This is a genomic window from Erwinia sp. 009765445 (genome assembly GCF_058137865.1).
This window is the reverse complement of sequence record NZ_JBYUWC010000020.1, coordinates 46,509-60,705: the sequence shown is the minus strand read 5'-3', so window position 1 is coordinate 60,705 and position 14,197 is coordinate 46,509. Positions and strand designations below refer to the sequence as shown.

12 protein-coding genes are annotated in these 14,197 nt (G+C 55.5%); 6 read left to right on the top strand and 6 right to left on the bottom strand.

Annotation, left to right across the window (positions count from 1 at the left end):
• Nucleotides 1-75 precede the first annotated feature (75 nt).
• From pfkA to AC3Y5R_RS19780, 3 genes are all read left to right on the top strand, one after another.
• Nucleotides 76-1,038 (top strand): 6-phosphofructokinase, encoded by a 963-nt coding sequence (gene pfkA, locus AC3Y5R_RS19790; protein WP_158782259.1) that lies wholly within the window; start codon nucleotides 76-78, stop codon nucleotides 1,036-1,038.
• A 146-nt stretch (nucleotides 1,039-1,184) separates the two neighbouring features.
• A complete protein-coding gene (locus AC3Y5R_RS19785) occupies nucleotides 1,185-2,174 on the top strand; it encodes a sulfate ABC transporter substrate-binding protein (protein ID WP_489922748.1) in 990 nt (329 codons plus the stop codon).
• Between the two features lie 141 nt (nucleotides 2,175-2,315).
• The gene (locus AC3Y5R_RS19780; RefSeq protein WP_489922747.1) at nucleotides 2,316-3,074 is read left to right on the top strand and encodes a CDP-diacylglycerol diphosphatase; all 759 of its coding nucleotides are present in this window, start codon (nucleotides 2,316-2,318) and stop codon (nucleotides 3,072-3,074) included.
• Between the two features lie 27 nt (nucleotides 3,075-3,101).
• Here AC3Y5R_RS19780 and yhjD read toward each other — a convergent pair whose 3' ends face one another.
• Nucleotides 3,102-4,106 carry an inner membrane protein YhjD gene (yhjD, locus tag AC3Y5R_RS19775; RefSeq protein ID WP_489922746.1) on the bottom strand — a complete coding sequence of 335 codons (1,005 nt, stop codon included), beginning with the start codon at nucleotides 4,104-4,106 and terminating at the stop codon, nucleotides 3,102-3,104.
• Nucleotides 4,107-4,162: 56 nt separating this feature from the next.
• Nucleotides 4,163-5,062 carry a LysR family transcriptional regulator gene (locus tag AC3Y5R_RS19770; RefSeq protein ID WP_489922745.1) on the bottom strand — a complete coding sequence of 300 codons (900 nt, stop codon included), beginning with the start codon at nucleotides 5,060-5,062 and terminating at the stop codon, nucleotides 4,163-4,165.
• Between the two features lie 116 nt (nucleotides 5,063-5,178).
• Here AC3Y5R_RS19770 and AC3Y5R_RS19765 point away from each other — a divergent pair, with 116 nt between their 5' ends.
• Complete coding sequence (locus AC3Y5R_RS19765) at nucleotides 5,179-5,937, top strand: SDR family NAD(P)-dependent oxidoreductase (RefSeq protein WP_489922744.1); 759 nt, start codon at nucleotides 5,179-5,181, stop codon at nucleotides 5,935-5,937.
• Nucleotides 5,938-5,958: 21 nt separating this feature from the next.
• Here AC3Y5R_RS19765 and AC3Y5R_RS19760 read toward each other — a convergent pair whose 3' ends face one another.
• Nucleotides 5,959-6,810, bottom strand: a complete 852-nt coding sequence (locus AC3Y5R_RS19760; RefSeq protein ID WP_489922743.1) for a PhzF family phenazine biosynthesis protein — start codon at nucleotides 6,808-6,810, stop codon at nucleotides 5,959-5,961.
• 160 nt (nucleotides 6,811-6,970) lie between these two features.
• Between AC3Y5R_RS19760 and AC3Y5R_RS19755 the strand changes: the two genes are divergently transcribed.
• The gene (locus tag AC3Y5R_RS19755; RefSeq protein ID WP_489922742.1) at nucleotides 6,971-7,594 is read left to right on the top strand and encodes a glutathione S-transferase family protein; all 624 of its coding nucleotides are present in this window, start codon (nucleotides 6,971-6,973) and stop codon (nucleotides 7,592-7,594) included.
• Between the two features lie 3 nt (nucleotides 7,595-7,597).
• On the opposite strand, the gene AC3Y5R_RS19750 is transcribed toward AC3Y5R_RS19755, so the two are convergent.
• Complete coding sequence (locus tag AC3Y5R_RS19750; RefSeq protein WP_489922741.1) at nucleotides 7,598-9,055, bottom strand: aminotransferase-like domain-containing protein; 1,458 nt, start codon at nucleotides 9,053-9,055, stop codon at nucleotides 7,598-7,600.
• Nucleotides 9,056-9,191: 136 nt separating this feature from the next.
• On the opposite strand from AC3Y5R_RS19750, the gene AC3Y5R_RS19745 reads away from it, so the two are divergent.
• Nucleotides 9,192-9,776 carry a LysE family translocator gene (locus tag AC3Y5R_RS19745; RefSeq protein WP_489922740.1) on the top strand — a complete coding sequence of 195 codons (585 nt, stop codon included), beginning with the start codon at nucleotides 9,192-9,194 and terminating at the stop codon, nucleotides 9,774-9,776.
• Nucleotides 9,777-9,798: 22 nt separating this feature from the next.
• Here AC3Y5R_RS19745 and AC3Y5R_RS19740 read toward each other — a convergent pair whose 3' ends face one another.
• Both AC3Y5R_RS19740 and mqo read right to left on the bottom strand, forming a co-directional pair.
• On the bottom strand, nucleotides 9,799-12,180 hold the full coding sequence (locus AC3Y5R_RS19740; RefSeq protein WP_489922739.1) for a phosphoketolase family protein: 2,382 nt from the start codon (nucleotides 12,178-12,180) through the stop codon (nucleotides 9,799-9,801).
• A 190-nt stretch (nucleotides 12,181-12,370) separates the two neighbouring features.
• Nucleotides 12,371-13,960: a malate dehydrogenase (quinone) gene (gene mqo / locus AC3Y5R_RS19735; protein ID WP_489922738.1), complete on the bottom strand. Its 1,590-nt coding sequence runs from the start codon at nucleotides 13,958-13,960 to the stop codon at nucleotides 12,371-12,373.
• Between the last annotated feature and the right edge of the window lie 237 nt (nucleotides 13,961-14,197).

Genomic DNA, 14,197 nt, shown 5'->3' with positions numbered 1-14,197 from the left:
TAAGATCGAGCGTGCGTCGATCCCCCCAACGGCGTTCAGAATTTATAATTTGCATCAACAAGTTCAGAGGTTGTCATGATAAAAAAAATCGGTGTACTGACAAGTGGCGGTGACGCTCCAGGCATGAACGCTGCCATCAGGGGAGTGGTTCGCGCAGCGCTGAGTGAGAATCTGGAAGTTTTTGGTATCTATGATGGCTATCTGGGGCTGTACGAAGATCGTATGGTGAATCTGGACCGCTACAGCGTGTCCGATATGATCAACCGTGGCGGCACTTTCCTTGGCTCAGCCCGCTTCCCTGAATTCCGTGAAGAATCCGTGCGTACCGTTGCCATTGAGAACATGAAGAAGCGCGGCATTGATGCGCTGGTGGTTATTGGCGGCGACGGTTCCTACATGGGCGCCAAGCGCCTGACCGAGATGGGCTTCCCGTGCATCGGCCTGCCTGGCACCATTGATAACGACGTGGCGGGTACTGACTACACCATTGGTTACTTTACCGCGCTGGAAACCGTGGTGGAAGCTATCGACCGCCTGCGTGATACCTCCTCTTCGCACCAGCGTATTTCCATCGTGGAAGTGATGGGCCGCTACTGTGGCGACCTGACGCTGGCGGCAGCCATTGCCGGTGGCTGTGAGTTTATCGTGCTGCCGGAAATCCCTTACACCCGCGAAGAGCTGGTGCAGGAGATCAAAGCGGGTATCGCTAAAGGGAAAAAACACGCCATCGTGGCGATTACCGAGCACATCTGCGATATCGACGAGCTGGCGAAATACATCGAAGCCGAAACGAAACGTGAAACACGTTCCACCGTACTGGGCCATATCCAGCGCGGCGGCGCACCGGTAGCCTATGACCGTATCCTGGCTTCCCGCATGGGCGCTTACTCTATTGAACTGCTGCTGCAGGGCTATGGCGGTCGTTGCGTGGGTATTCAGAACGAGAAGATGGTCCACCACGACATCATCGACGCGATTGAAAACATGAAACGTCCGTTTAAAGGTGACTGGCTGGATACTGCCAAGAAACTTTACTGACAAAAATCAGGGCGCTGGCTGTCAGCGCCTTTTTTATGCAAATCGTTATTCCATTAAGTTATTACAGCTATTTTTTAATTCTTTAAATCGTGAAAGACTTTGTGTCACGCTCTCTTACAGCAAAAAAACCTTTGGGAGCGCGTGTGATGAAGAAGTGGAGTGTGGGCATAACCCTGTTACTGGTCTCAACCAGTGTGCTGGCAAAAGATATTCAGCTGTTGAACGTCTCTTACGATCCAACCCGTGAACTGTACGAACAGTACAACAAGGCGTTCAGTGCGCATTACAAGCAGGAAACCGGTGACAATGTCGTGATCCGTCAGTCACATGGCGGCTCTGGCAAACAGGCCACTTCCGTTATCAACGGCATCCGTGCCGATGTTGTCACGCTGGCACTGCAGTCCGACGTGGATGCGATTGCCGACCGCGGGCGTATCGACAAGAACTGGATCAAGCGCTTGCCGGATAACTCTGCTCCCTACACTTCCACCATTGTGTTCCTGGTCCGCAAGGGGAATCCCAAACAGATCCATGACTGGCAGGATTTAACCAAGCCTGGCGTATCCGTGATCACCCCGAACCCGAAAACTTCCGGTGGCGCACGCTGGAACTATCTGGCGGCATGGGGCTGGGCGCTGGACCACAACAATGGCGATCAGGCTAAAGCTCAGGCTTACGTCAAAGCGCTGTTCAAAAACGTTGAAGTGCAGGATTCAGGCGCACGTGGCGCAACCAATACCTTCGTCGAAAGAGGGTTAGGCGATGTGTTGATTGCATGGGAAAACGAAGCTTATCTGGCCAACAAGCTGGGTAAAGATAAATATGAAATCATCACCCCAAGTGAGTCTATCCTTGCCGAGCCGACCGTCTCCGTAGTGGATAAGGTTGTCGATGAGCGCGGCACCCGCAAAGTTGCCGATGAGTATCTGAAATACCTTTACTCGCCAGAAGGGCAAACCATCGCCGCACAGAACTTCTATCGCCCGCGCGATCCTGAAGTGGCGAAGAAGTTTGCCAGTACCTTCGCGCCAGTGAAGCTGTTCACCATCGATAATAAATTTGGTGGCTGGACCAAAGCTCAGAAAGACCACTTCTCTGATGGCGGCACTTACGATCAGGTGATGAAGCCGGATTAATAGAACCAGGGTAGCGGAGCTGCGCCTGTACCCTGATAAAATTGAAAGCATTTTAAATGGTCACCGCGATTGATTATTTGACATGATCTTCATCACCTGTTCGTTTACATTATGAGCAGGTGATGACCAGAGGTTTCGATCATGCAGGGACGAAAGCGTGTCCTGATTGTAGTGGGACTAATTGCGATAGCCCTGACGGCCGGTTGTGCCTCGGTGGCGTACAATCATAAAAATAATTCCGATGCCCTGTGGCGGATTGTCAGCCAGAAGTGTGTCCCTAATCAGCAGCAGAATAACGATCCCACCCCGTGCCGTCTGGTAGACCTTCACAATAGCTACGTGGTACTGAAAGATCGCGTGGGTCCACTGCAATTTTTACTGATGCCGGTGGAGAAAATAACCGGTATTGAAAGCCCGAAAGTGCTGAATCCCTCGACGCCCAACTTCTTTGCCGAAGCCTGGCGTTCCCGTCACTATATGGAAGAGAAACGCGGCCAGCCTGTTGATGACAGCGCGGTGGCACTCACCATCAATTCACTTCGCGGCAGAACGCAGAATCAGCTGCATATTCATATCTCCTGCCTGCGTCCGGATATTCGCCAGCGACTGGACAGCCTGAATGCTTCACTGACCAGCAAGTGGCAATCTGAGCAGTTGGGCAGTCATGAGTATCAGGTGAGGACGCTGACCAGCGATGAACTGATCAAGACCAGCCCGTTTATCCGGGTGGCTAATGAACTGCCCGGCGCGCGGGATGAGATGTATAAATACGGTATTGCGATGGCTTCATTACCGGATGGCCGCCGGGTGCTGATGGTGATCAAACGTAATCTGCTACTGCTCAACCGGGGTTCTGCTGAAGAGTTGCAGGATCACAGTTGCAGCATTCTGAAATCGTAAGGGGCTGTCGCCAGCCCCGGATCGGTCTTAATGCTTAACTGCAGGTGACTCAACCGGCTTGTCATCGGCATATTTTGCCGTGGCAATCCAGGCCGCACAGAACAGCGTTAAGCGGGCGAAGAAGTAGAAGAACGCCATCAATCCCAGTACCGAACCAAAAGCCGCGCCGGAAGGCGAAGAGGCCAGTTTCGGTAACGTCAGCGTCATAATAAATTTAATCACTTCAAAGCCTATCGCCGCCAGCAGCGTGCCGCGTAACAGTGCCCGCTTGCGTGGCTTATGGCGTGGCAGGATCCAGAAAATCCACAGGAACAGCAGATAGTTAGCCGTGATTGAAATCGACAGCGCAATCAGCGTCATCGCCGGGCGCAGCCACTCGATACCGTCCAGTCCCAGCGCCCGGACAATGGCCGCCTGCGCTGCACCGGCAATGGAGGTGAGAGACAGGGTGATGATCAGTGCCAGCACCAGCCCGATTAACGAGATAAAATCGCGGGAATACTTTATCCAGATCTTCTCTTTATCCTGCTCGTTACGCTCCCAGACGTCACGTGACTGGGCGCGGATCGCTTCACGCAAATTACCCATCCAGCTGATGCCTGAGTACAAAGCAATCAACAGCCCGGTCAGGCCGACGGTGGTGCGCTGCTGCACGGCGGTATTCACCGTATTTTTCAGCGTGGAGGCTAGCGTTGGATCGCTGATGTTATTAACAATCTTGTTGATCAGCTCCGTCAACAGATCCTGATTGGATGCCAGCACAAAGCCCACCGCTGCAAAAGAGACCATCAGGATCGGGATCAGCGAAAGAAAAGAGAAATAGGTAATCGCTGCACCAAACTGGCTGCCCAGGCGATCGTTAAAGCGCTCCCCTGCGCGAATAAAATGCGCCACAGCCGGAATGGCCTGGAACCAGGTCACCAGCTTTGAGACCCGGGTGATGGATTTATCGACGGTCTGGTTGCCGGTTTTAATCGCGATAAGCGGCTTCTCGCCGTGCTGCTGAACTTCTTTTGAATTATTTTCCGTCATGAAACCTTCTTCATATCCTTCAATATTGTAGCCAAAGTCAAATTATAGCCAGGCGGTCAGGCTACGTAACGTTTTGTCGCCTGAGTCAGCCATTCCATAAACACATGAACCCGCCTCGCCAGGTTGCGGCGGTGGGGATAAATCAGCGAGAGGGGCATGGGCTCTGCGCGAAAATGTGGCAGGATTTCAATGAGTCTTTTGTCTTTTATCGCCTGACGCATGCCGCACTCTGGGGCCTGAATAATGCCCAGGCCGGACAGACAGGCAACGCGATAAGCTTCGGTGCTGTTAACGGTGACGGTGCCGCCGGTCTTGATAAAATGGCGGGTTTTGCCGTCAAAAAACTCAAACCCCTGTGGCTGGCTGCCAAGCTGCTGGCTGTAATGCACCACGGCGTGGGTGGCGAGGTCTTCCAGCGTCACAGGGGTTCCGAAACGCTCCAGATAGTCCGGGCTGGCGCAGTTAATCTGGGTCAGCATGCCCAGCGGACGGGCAATCAGCCCGGAGTCATCCAGCGCGCCGCCACGGATCACGCAGTCAAAACCTTCCCTGATCACGTCCACGCGCCGGTCGCTGCTGCTCAGTTCCAGTTCGATGCCGGGATAGTGCTGCAGAAAGTCCGGCAGCAGCGGCAGGATATAGTCACAGGCGAGGCTGACCGGCATATCCACCCGCAGGCGGCCGCTGATTGAGGCGGGATCGTGCTGAAACAGCGAATCCATCTCTTCCAGCGTGGCCAGTACATCGCGGCAGCGCTCGTAATAAACCAGCCCATCCTGAGTCAGCTGTACCCGCCGCGTGGTGCGGTGCAGCAGCCGGGTGCCCATCTCATTTTCCAGCGCCTGCAGCTGCCGCGACAGGCTGCCTTTAGGCAATCCAAGGCTTTCGGCCGCGCGGGTGAAACTTTGTAATTCAGCTACCCTGACAAAGACCTGCATTGCGTGAATTTTATCCATTGCGAGCGCCTTTTGTTGTTTAAAATGGAACAGTGATGCGTCCCTGAAGACATTTATAGATCAGAATGAAGGTAATATCCTCTATTTTGTCCACAGCGAAACTACCGGAGTACAAGATGAGCCATAAAATTGCATTGATCACCGGCGGAAGCCGCGGTTTAGGTAAGAATGCGGCCCTTAAACTGGCCGCGAAGGGTGTTGACATCATTCTGACCTGGCGCAGTAAAGAGCAGGAAGCGCAGGAGGTGGTGGAGCAGATAAACGCGCTCGGTGCCCGTTGCGTGGCCCTTCAACTGGATACAGGCAACAGTAAAACCTTCTCTGCCTTTGCCAGCGAAGTGCAGAAACAGCTGAAAGCGGTCTGGCAGCGCGATACTTTTGACTATTTATTAAACAACGCAGGAACTGCGCTGCACGAAGATTTTGCCACCACCAGTGAAGAGCAGTTTGACGAGATGGTGAACGTCCATTTTAAAGGGCCTTTTTTCCTGACGCAGAAGCTGCTGCCGCTGATGGTCAACGGTGGCCGTATCCTGAATGTTTCCAGCGGCCTGGCCCGCTTCAGCGTGCCGGGTTCCAGCGCTTACGCTTCGGTGAAAGGTGCAATGGAAGTGTTGACCCGCTATCAGGCGAAGGAGCTGGGTGCGCGGGGGATCACCGCCAACGTGCTGGCTCCCGGCGCAATTGAAACTGATTTCAGCGGCGGGATGGTGCGGGATAATCCGCAGGTGAATGCTTTTGTGGCCTCCATGACTGCGCTTGGCCGTCCTGGCCTGCCGGATGATATTGGCGATGCCGTTGCTCTGCTGCTCAGCGACGAAAGTGGCTGGATTAACGGCCAACGTATCGAAGCTTCCGGCGGCATGGCGCTCTGATCGAGCGCCTTACACCGCAGATCAGACGCTGATGGTGCCGTTGAGTACCGTCACCGTCTGGCCGCCAATCCAGACGCCGTCAGCCGCGTAAGTCACGCTCAGGCGGCCAGCACGCTGCAGAGCAGTCCCCTGACGCACGCGGTAGTCCAGCTCAACCCCCTGTGCCTGCAGATAGCGGGCCAGACAGGCGTTGGCGCTGCCGGTGACCGGATCTTCGACCAGCGAGCCATTTTCAATATACAGGCCGCGCACTTCATACTGCTCCGCTTCGCCATCAAGCGGCCCAAATAACATCACGCCATTCACGCGCGCTTTTTTTGTCAGCCGCTCAAATTCCACCACGTTGGGCTGACTCGCCAGCACCGCGTCGGCTGAAGTCATCGGGATCAGCAGCCAGCGAATGCCCATATCAGCCGCCATCACCGGCAGCCTGGCTTCAATGGCTTCGCTGTTCAGTGCGCTGCTGAGCGGGGCATCAGTGAATTCTGTCAGAGTGGCTTCCGGTGCTGCAAAGGCCAGGGCATTATCCGCGCCAATTTTAATCGTCACCAGGCCGATGCCGCACTCCTGCACAATCTTACCCGGCGTATGCAACGCGATGCCAGATTCCAGCAGAGCATGAGCTGTTCCCAGAGTGGGGTGCCCGGCGAAAGGCAGCTCGTGGGCGGGAGTGAAAATCCGCACCCGATAGTCCGCCGCCGGATCAACTGGCGGCAGCACAAAGGTGGTTTCCGACAGATTAGTCCAGCGGGCAATGGCGCTCATCTGCTCATCGCTCAGATCGCTGGCTTCGATAATCACCGCCAGCGGATTGCCATTCAGCGGTGAGGAAGTGAAAACATCAACCTGCTTAAAAGCGCGTAACTGCGTCATCGTGATTCTCCTTTCCGGTAGCGTTCTCTGATAGTACCAGGAATTGTCTTTATCGTGGGGCCAAAGCTCACAATGTTTTGTTCCCGCAGGAAAAGCCATTGTCAGCCCGCACCGGGTTGCGTATTAATAGCCTGAGCCTGAACAACTAAGTGACGGAATTATGCTGAAGATATTAGGACGAGCCTCGTCCATCAATGTCAGAAAAGTACTGTGGGTTTGTGAAGAGCTGGATATCGTTTACCGGCGTGATGACTGGGGTGATGGCTTTAAGTCACCTCAGGAAGCTTCTTTCAAAGCGATGAACCCTAATGCGCTGGTGCCGGTGATCCAGGAAGGGGATTTTATCCTGTGGGAATCCAACGCTATTATTCGCTATCTGGCCAATGCTTACGGCGGTGGCTGGCTCTATCCGGACAATCCCCGTGCCCGTGCGCCGATCGACCAGTGGATTGACTGGCAGGCCACCGAGCTGAACACCTCGTGGCGCTATGCCTTTATGTCACTGGTGCGGCACTCTCCGGCCCATCAGGATCCGCGCCTGCTGGCTGCAGCCTGTAAAGGCTGGGCGCACACCATGGGTATCCTGAACCAGCAGCTGGAGCGCACCGGCGCTTATGTTGCCGGGAGTGCCTTTTCCCTGGCGGATGTTCCGGTCGGGTTGTCGGTCAATCGCTGGTATGAAACGCCGCTGGATCACCCTAATCTTCCAGCCGTACGGGCTTATTACGAGCGTCTGACGGAACGTAAAGGCTATGCCACCTGGGGCCGCAACGGGACGCCGTAGTCGTCAGTCGACGCCCGCCGCAATGCCACTCATTTCGCAGGCCAGCGCGCCGGTTCGCTGCAACGCCCAGGTATAGCGCTCATCAATCGGGTAACAGCAGCTCAGGCGCATTGCGCTATTGCCGCGATCGCTCAGCGTATACAACGCGCCCGGCGTCAGGCAGATTTTCTCCTGCAACAGGCGATGGAAAAGCTCAACGCAGTCTACGCCTCCCGGCAATTCAACCCAGAACACAAAACCGGCGCTGGGCTGCGTAGCCCGTGTGCCTTTCGGGAAGTGGCGGGCAATCAGGCCGCGAACCTCATCCAGCTGCGCGGCATAGCGTCGGCGCAGGGTGCGCAGGTGGTGATCGTAACCGCCTGACTCCAGAAAATAGCCGAGCGTTTCACAAAGCAGCCGTGATTCGGCCAGTGAGGAGACCGACTTCAGCCGCGCAAGCTCTTCTGTAAAGCGACCCGCCGCAATCCAGCCAACGTGGAAATCCGGTGCGACCGTTTTGGTGAAGCTGGTGCAGTGGATCACCCAGCCGTCGGTATCAAAGGCTTTGACCGCCGGAGAGAGTGGCCAGCAGAACTGCAGCTCACAATACAAACCATCCTCAATCAGCGGGATCTGGTAGTGATTCACCAGCTTTGCCAGCCGTTTTTTATCTTCCAGCTTCATGGTATAGCCCAGCGGATTTTGCCCGACAGGCATGGCGACCAGCGCCTGAATTCTTTTCTCCTGCAGCACCAGCTCCAGCGCGTCCAGCGATAAGCCCTGCTGCGGATCGGTAGGGATTTCCAGCACGTTCAGCCCCAGACTGGCGAGCAACGGGAAAAGGTAGAAATAGGTCGGTGTCTCAACCCCCACGCAATCGCCGGGTCTGGTTACGGCTCGCAGAGCGAGCTGCAACGCTTCCATACAGCCGTGGGTGATGGTCACATCTTCCACGGTCAGCGTCATACCCAGATCCATCGCCCGTCGTGCGATTTCCCGCCGCAACCGCTGGCTGCCGGGCGGCAGGGCATAGCGGCCAATCAGGTCCGGTTCGCGGCGCAGTAAAGAGGCCATGATGCGGCTGATTTTAGCCGTGGGAAAAAAGTCGCTGTTTTGCGGGCAGGCCAGAGAGATATTGGTGTAGTCAGGATGGTTTTGCGCGGCAAAGACCGCTTCAATCAAATCCAGCTTCTCACTGCTCGGCGAGCGGACGGTGGTGCGATGGCGGCTCCCCGCTTTCACCGAAGGAAGCATGCCACGCACGTAGTAACCGGACTGAGGTCGGGCCTCGATCAGCCCCCGATCTTCGAGGATCCGGTAAGCGGACAGCACGGTGTTGACGCTGACCTGATGATGGCTGGCGCAGCGGCGGATGGCGGGCAGGCGGCTACCGGGCAGATAGGTGCCGCCGTGGATAGCTTCCGCCAGCGTTTCGGCCAGCTGATGATAGAGCGTGGTTTCCTGCGGTTCGATGATGGACACAGTTGTGCCTCCGGAAGATGGGTACAGTGATGTATTAAGAGCGATTGTACTCATAACAATAGTGTATTTCTGAGCCTGTTACCATCTGCCGCCGGGGAGTATTTTGGTGTTCTTAATCACCAGCAGGAAACAGACCATGCTCGATCCCTCTTTCTTCAGCTACGTAACCGTTATGTCCATTACGCCTGGCCCGAATAACCTGATGCTGGCCACTTCCGGCGTCAATTTTGGCATGCGCCGTACCCTGCCGATGGTGTTGGGGATCATGACTGGCTGTGCGATCCAGACCGCGATGGCCGGTCTGCTGCTGGATGTCCTGCTGCAGTGGATGAGCGCCATCCGGGTGCCGCTGACGCTGATGGGTTGCGCCTATCTGCTGTGGCTTTCGTGGAAAATTTTCCGCTCCGGTGCGCCGGAAATGCAGGAAAAAGCCCGGCCGATGACCTTGCTGGGCGGCGCGCTTTTCCAGGGAGTGAACCCGAAAGCCTGGTTGATGGCGATTAACGTGGCGCTGATGTACACCACAACCAGCGGCATCCTGGCCGTGGCGGTGGGCTTTATGGTGCTGAATTTTCCCTGCATCATGATCTGGGCGATGATGGGCGACCGGATGGGCCGCCATTTGCAGGTGCCGTGGAAACTGCACCTGTTCAACACCGTGATGGCGTTGTCGCTGGTCGCCACCACTTTGTGGATGCTGGCGGAAGTTATTTATCCTTAAGCCGCGTAGTGGCCGCCCCGTTTTACTCCTGACGTGACGGCCACTTCCAGTTTCGAACCTCCGGAATGTCCTCGCCATATTGCCGGACATACGCATGGTGGGCTGCCAGCTTTTCCTGCAGCGCATCCAGCACATTGGCCGCTTTTTCCTGTAAGCCCGGTACCCGGATTATCGCTTCCAGCGCCAGGTGATAACGATCCAGCTCATTGAGCACCGTCATATCAAACGGCGTGGTGGTGGTGCCTTCTTCTATAAACCCGTGAACGTGCATGTTGCGGTGGTTATTACGCTGATAAGTCAGCCGGTGGATCAGTGCCGGGTAGCCGTGAAAGGCGAAGATTACCGGTTTATCCTGGGTGAAAATGTCATCAAAAGCCTGCTCTTCCAGTCCGTGGGGATGCTGTTCTCTGGTCTGCAGGGCAAGTAAATCCACCACATTTACCACCCTGACGCACAGTTCGGGTAAATAATGGCGCAGCAAATCTACCGCCGCCAGCGTTTCCATGGTGGGCACATCACCAGCACAAGCCATCACCACGTCCGGTGAGGTTCCAGGCTGCTCATTGCCCGCCCACGGCCAAATCCCCATTCCTTTCTCACAGTGTGCCACGGCTTCCTCCATACTCAGCCACTGAGGTTCTGGCTGTTTACCGGCGATAATCACGTTGATACGATTCCACGTGCGCAGGCAGTGATCGCTAACCCACAGCAGGGTATTGGCGTCCGGCGGCAGGTAAATTCGCACAATGTCGGCTTTTTTGTTGGCAACATGATCGATAAACCCAGGATCCTGATGGCTGTAACCATTATGGTCCTGACGCCACACATGGGAAGAGAGCAGATAGTTCAGGGAGGAAATTGGTTTACGCCAGGCCAGCTTGCGGCTCACCTTCAGCCATTTGGCGTGCTGATTAAACATCGAATCGACAATATGGATAAAGGCTTCATAACAGTTGAACAGGCCGTGTCGGCCAGAAAGAAGGTAGCCTTCCAGCCAGCCCTGGCACTGGTGTTCGCTGAGGATTTCCATCACCCGGCCGTCGGGTGCGAGCTGCTCATCGTACTCCCTGACTTCTTCCATCCAGCTGCGACTGGTGACGTCAAACACCTTGCTCAGCCGGTTTGACGCCGTTTCATCCGGGCCAAACATACGGAAATTATCCGGATTGACGCGGAAGATGGCACTAAGATAGCCCGCCAACACTGCTGTTGACTGTTCCTGAGTCTGACCGGGATGGCTGACCGGGACAGCAAACTCGCGGATGTCCGGGACATTCAGCTCCTTACGCAGGCGGCCACCGTTGGCATACGGGCTGGATCCCATGCGTTTATCACCTTGAGGCGCGAGTGCCTGCAGTTCAGGTTTAAGGCGGCCAGCCTGGTCGAACAGATCTTCAGGCTGATAACTTTGCAGCCACTCCTGCAAAATCTGGCGGTGCTCTTCATTCTCGCGACATCCGGAAACGGGCACCTGATGCGCGCGCCAGAAACCTTCCACTTTTTTGCCATCGACTGTTTTGGGGCCGGTCCAGCCCTTTGGGCTGCGCAGAATAATCATTGGCCACGCCGGAATACTGTTCTGCGCTTTGCCTGCACGGGCTGCCTGCTGAAACTCACGAATAGTAGCGAGTGCCTTATCCAGCGTGGCAGCCATCTGCTGGTGCATTTTCAGCGGGTCGTCGCCCTCAACAAACAGCGGCTGATAACCATAGCCCCGGAACAGCTGATGCAAGTCTTCATCGCTGGCGCGGCCCAGCAGCGTCGGGTTGGCAATTTTATAGCCATTGAGATGCAGAATGGGCAGTACAGCGCCGTCGCGTGCGGCATTGAGGAATTTGGTACCATGCCAGCTGGCGGCCAGCGGACCGGTCTCTGCCTCGCCATCCCCAATCACACAAGGGACGATCAGATCCGGATGATCGAAGGCGGCCCCAAAAGCATGCACCAGCGAATAACCCAGTTCACCCCCTTCATTGATGGAACCCGGGGTTTCCGGTGCAGCGTGGCTGGGGATGCCACCGGGGAAAGAGAACTGTTTAAACAGCTTACGCATCCCTTCTCCGTCCGCGGTGATAGCAGGATAAATTTCGCTGTAGGTTCCTTCCAGCCAGGTATTGGCCACCATGCCCGGCCCGCCATGGCCGGGTCCGCAGAGATACAACAGGCCAGGGGTGTGCTGCCGAATAATACGGTTCAGGTGAACATAAATAAAGTTGAGGCCCGGCGTGGTACCCCAGTGGCCCAGCAGGCGGGGCTTGATATGCTCTGGCTTCAGCGGTTCGCGCAGCAGGGGGTTATCCATCAGATAAATCTGTCCGACCGAAAGATAGTTAGCGGCTCGCCAGTAGCGGTTCAGTAGCTGCAACTCAGCATTGCTAAGCGGGGTGGATAAAGGGTTGTCCATCGGCTTCTCCTGTTATTCCGTTCAGCTAAAAGCATAGACCCCTGAAAAAGTCGTGCAGGAAAAGGGCGAAACGTGGGGTGGAGAATGCAAAAGGGCGAAGTCTGAGCCGCATCTCAAAATGTCAGATTACCGTCCAACATTTGTCATGCGGCAGTTCAGATTACGCCCCGGGGAAAATGTCAGCAGTAGATTATTTACCGATTACCGCATCATGCGCCTCAGCGGCTTCATCGTTAGCGGCTGAAGACGGGGTGTAATCCAGCTGCAGAATGCGGCTGGTTTCCGCCAGCTCATGCTCGGTTGCCGCCACGTTGCCGTTCAGCTTCTGGCCATAGGACGGGATGATTGCCTTAATCTTCGCCTGCCATGCGGCGCTGTGGAATCTCTCCTGGAAGACTTTATTCATCAGGTCGAGCATGATGGGGGCCGCGGTTGACGCTCCCGGAGAAGCGCCAAGCAGGGCGGAAATAGTGCCATCTCCTGAGGTGACCACTTCGGTACCCAGCTTCAGCACGCCGCCTTTTTTCTCATCTTTCTTGATAATCTGCACGCGCTGTCCGGCTTTAACGCGCCGCCACTCTTCCAGTCTTGCTTCCGGGAAGTAATCCTGTAGCGCTTTCAGGCGCGAATCATCAGTCAGCATCACCTGGCCGACCAGGTATTTCACCAGATCGAAGTTATCCAGCCCCACATGCACCATCGGCATAAAGTTGGCTGGGGTCATTGAGCCGAACATATCCCACAGCGAGCCCTGTTTAAGGAACTTGGTGGAGAAGGTGGCAAACGGCCCGAACAGCAGTACCTGCTTGCCATCCAGCATGCGGGTATCAAGATGTGGCACGGACATCGGCGGCGCACCGACCGAGGCTTTACCGTAAACCTTCGCCAGATGGCGCTGCACCACTTCCTGATTTTCAGTGACCAGGAACTCGCCGCCAACCGGGAAGCCCGCATAATCTTTTGCTTCCGGAATACCGGTTCCCTGCAGCAGCGTCAGGGCTGCGCCGCCCGCGCCAATAAAGATGTATTTCGCGCGGAGGGTTTTCTCTTTGCTGCCATTGTTCAGGTCGGCAACGGTGACGGTCCAGCTGTCATCTTCATTGCGTTTGAAACGGCGGACTTCATGCCTGGTCTGCAGGGAAAAACGCTGACTTCTCTGCAGGGAAGCGATCATCTGGCGGGTAAGTTCGCCAAAGTTAACGTCAGTCCCGACGGAGATGCGGGTAGCGGCAACGCGCTGCTCAACGTCGCGGCCTTCCATCATCAGCGGGACCCACTGGCGGATCAGCTCCGGATCTTCTGAATATTCCATCCCGCGGAACAGAGTGCTTTTTTGCAGCGCACTGAAACGTTTCTTCAGAAAGTCGACGTTATCGTCGCCCCAGACAAAGCTCATGTGCGGCACGCTGCTGATAAAGCTGCGTGGGTTGTTCAGCACGCCGCGCTGCACCTGCCAGGCCCAGAACTGACGGGACATCTGGAAGGATTCGTTGATGTTAACGGCTTTGCTGATGTCGACTGAACCGTCGGCTTTTTGCGGGGTGTAGTTCATTTCTGCCAGCGCGGAGTGACCCGTGCCCGCATTGTTCCAGCCGTTTGAACTCTCTTCGGCGACACCGTCGAGACGTTCAATCATGCCGATCTGCCACGTCGGCTCCAGCTCCTGAAGCCAGGTGCCGAGCGTGGCGCTCATAATACCGCCGCCGATGAGCAGGACATCAACGTCGGTTTTCAGTTCATGTACGGAGGCCGGGGTAAGACTTTCGGCTGATTTTCGCATGGGGCGACATCTCCATATGTTGACGAGTCAACATGTTAAGCAGGTGAAACAGTCCCGGTTTCTAAGGAACCGGTTAGGCTTTCTCGCTGAATACAGGGGGTAGCTGGAAGGGTTTCGCTGCCTGAGGCAGGGAGGAAATACAACCCGTCTGGCCGGCAGAAAATATACCATTGTTATGAGTAAATTAAAAAATTGTTTAAAGATTAAAAATGAGAATGAAGAATGAAAAGAAATTAG

Bases quoted from the DNA above. Each gene is read 5' to 3' on its own strand.
- AC3Y5R_RS19780 (WP_489922747.1), top strand. From the start codon at position 2,316: ATGCAGGGACGAAAGCGTGTCCTGATTGTAGTGGGACTAATTGCGATA.
- AC3Y5R_RS19760 (WP_489922743.1), bottom strand. From the start codon at position 6,810: ATGACGCAGTTACGCGCTTTTAAGCAGGTTGATGTTTTCACTTCCTCA.
- AC3Y5R_RS19755 (WP_489922742.1), top strand. From the start codon at position 6,971: ATGCTGAAGATATTAGGACGAGCCTCGTCCATCAATGTCAGAAAAGTA.
- AC3Y5R_RS19765 (WP_489922744.1), top strand. From the start codon at position 5,179: ATGAGCCATAAAATTGCATTGATCACCGGCGGAAGCCGCGGTTTAGGT.
- mqo (WP_489922738.1), bottom strand. From the start codon at position 13,960: ATGCGAAAATCAGCCGAAAGTCTTACCCCGGCCTCCGTACATGAACTG.
- AC3Y5R_RS19740 (WP_489922739.1), bottom strand. From the start codon at position 12,180: ATGGACAACCCTTTATCCACCCCGCTTAGCAATGCTGAGTTGCAGCTA.
- AC3Y5R_RS19745 (WP_489922740.1), top strand. From the start codon at position 9,192: ATGCTCGATCCCTCTTTCTTCAGCTACGTAACCGTTATGTCCATTACG.
- yhjD (WP_489922746.1), bottom strand. From the start codon at position 4,106: ATGACGGAAAATAATTCAAAAGAAGTTCAGCAGCACGGCGAGAAGCCG.
- AC3Y5R_RS19785 (WP_489922748.1), top strand. From the start codon at position 1,185: ATGAAGAAGTGGAGTGTGGGCATAACCCTGTTACTGGTCTCAACCAGT.
- AC3Y5R_RS19770 (WP_489922745.1), bottom strand. From the start codon at position 5,062: ATGGATAAAATTCACGCAATGCAGGTCTTTGTCAGGGTAGCTGAATTA.
- pfkA (WP_158782259.1), top strand. From the start codon at position 76: ATGATAAAAAAAATCGGTGTACTGACAAGTGGCGGTGACGCTCCAGGC.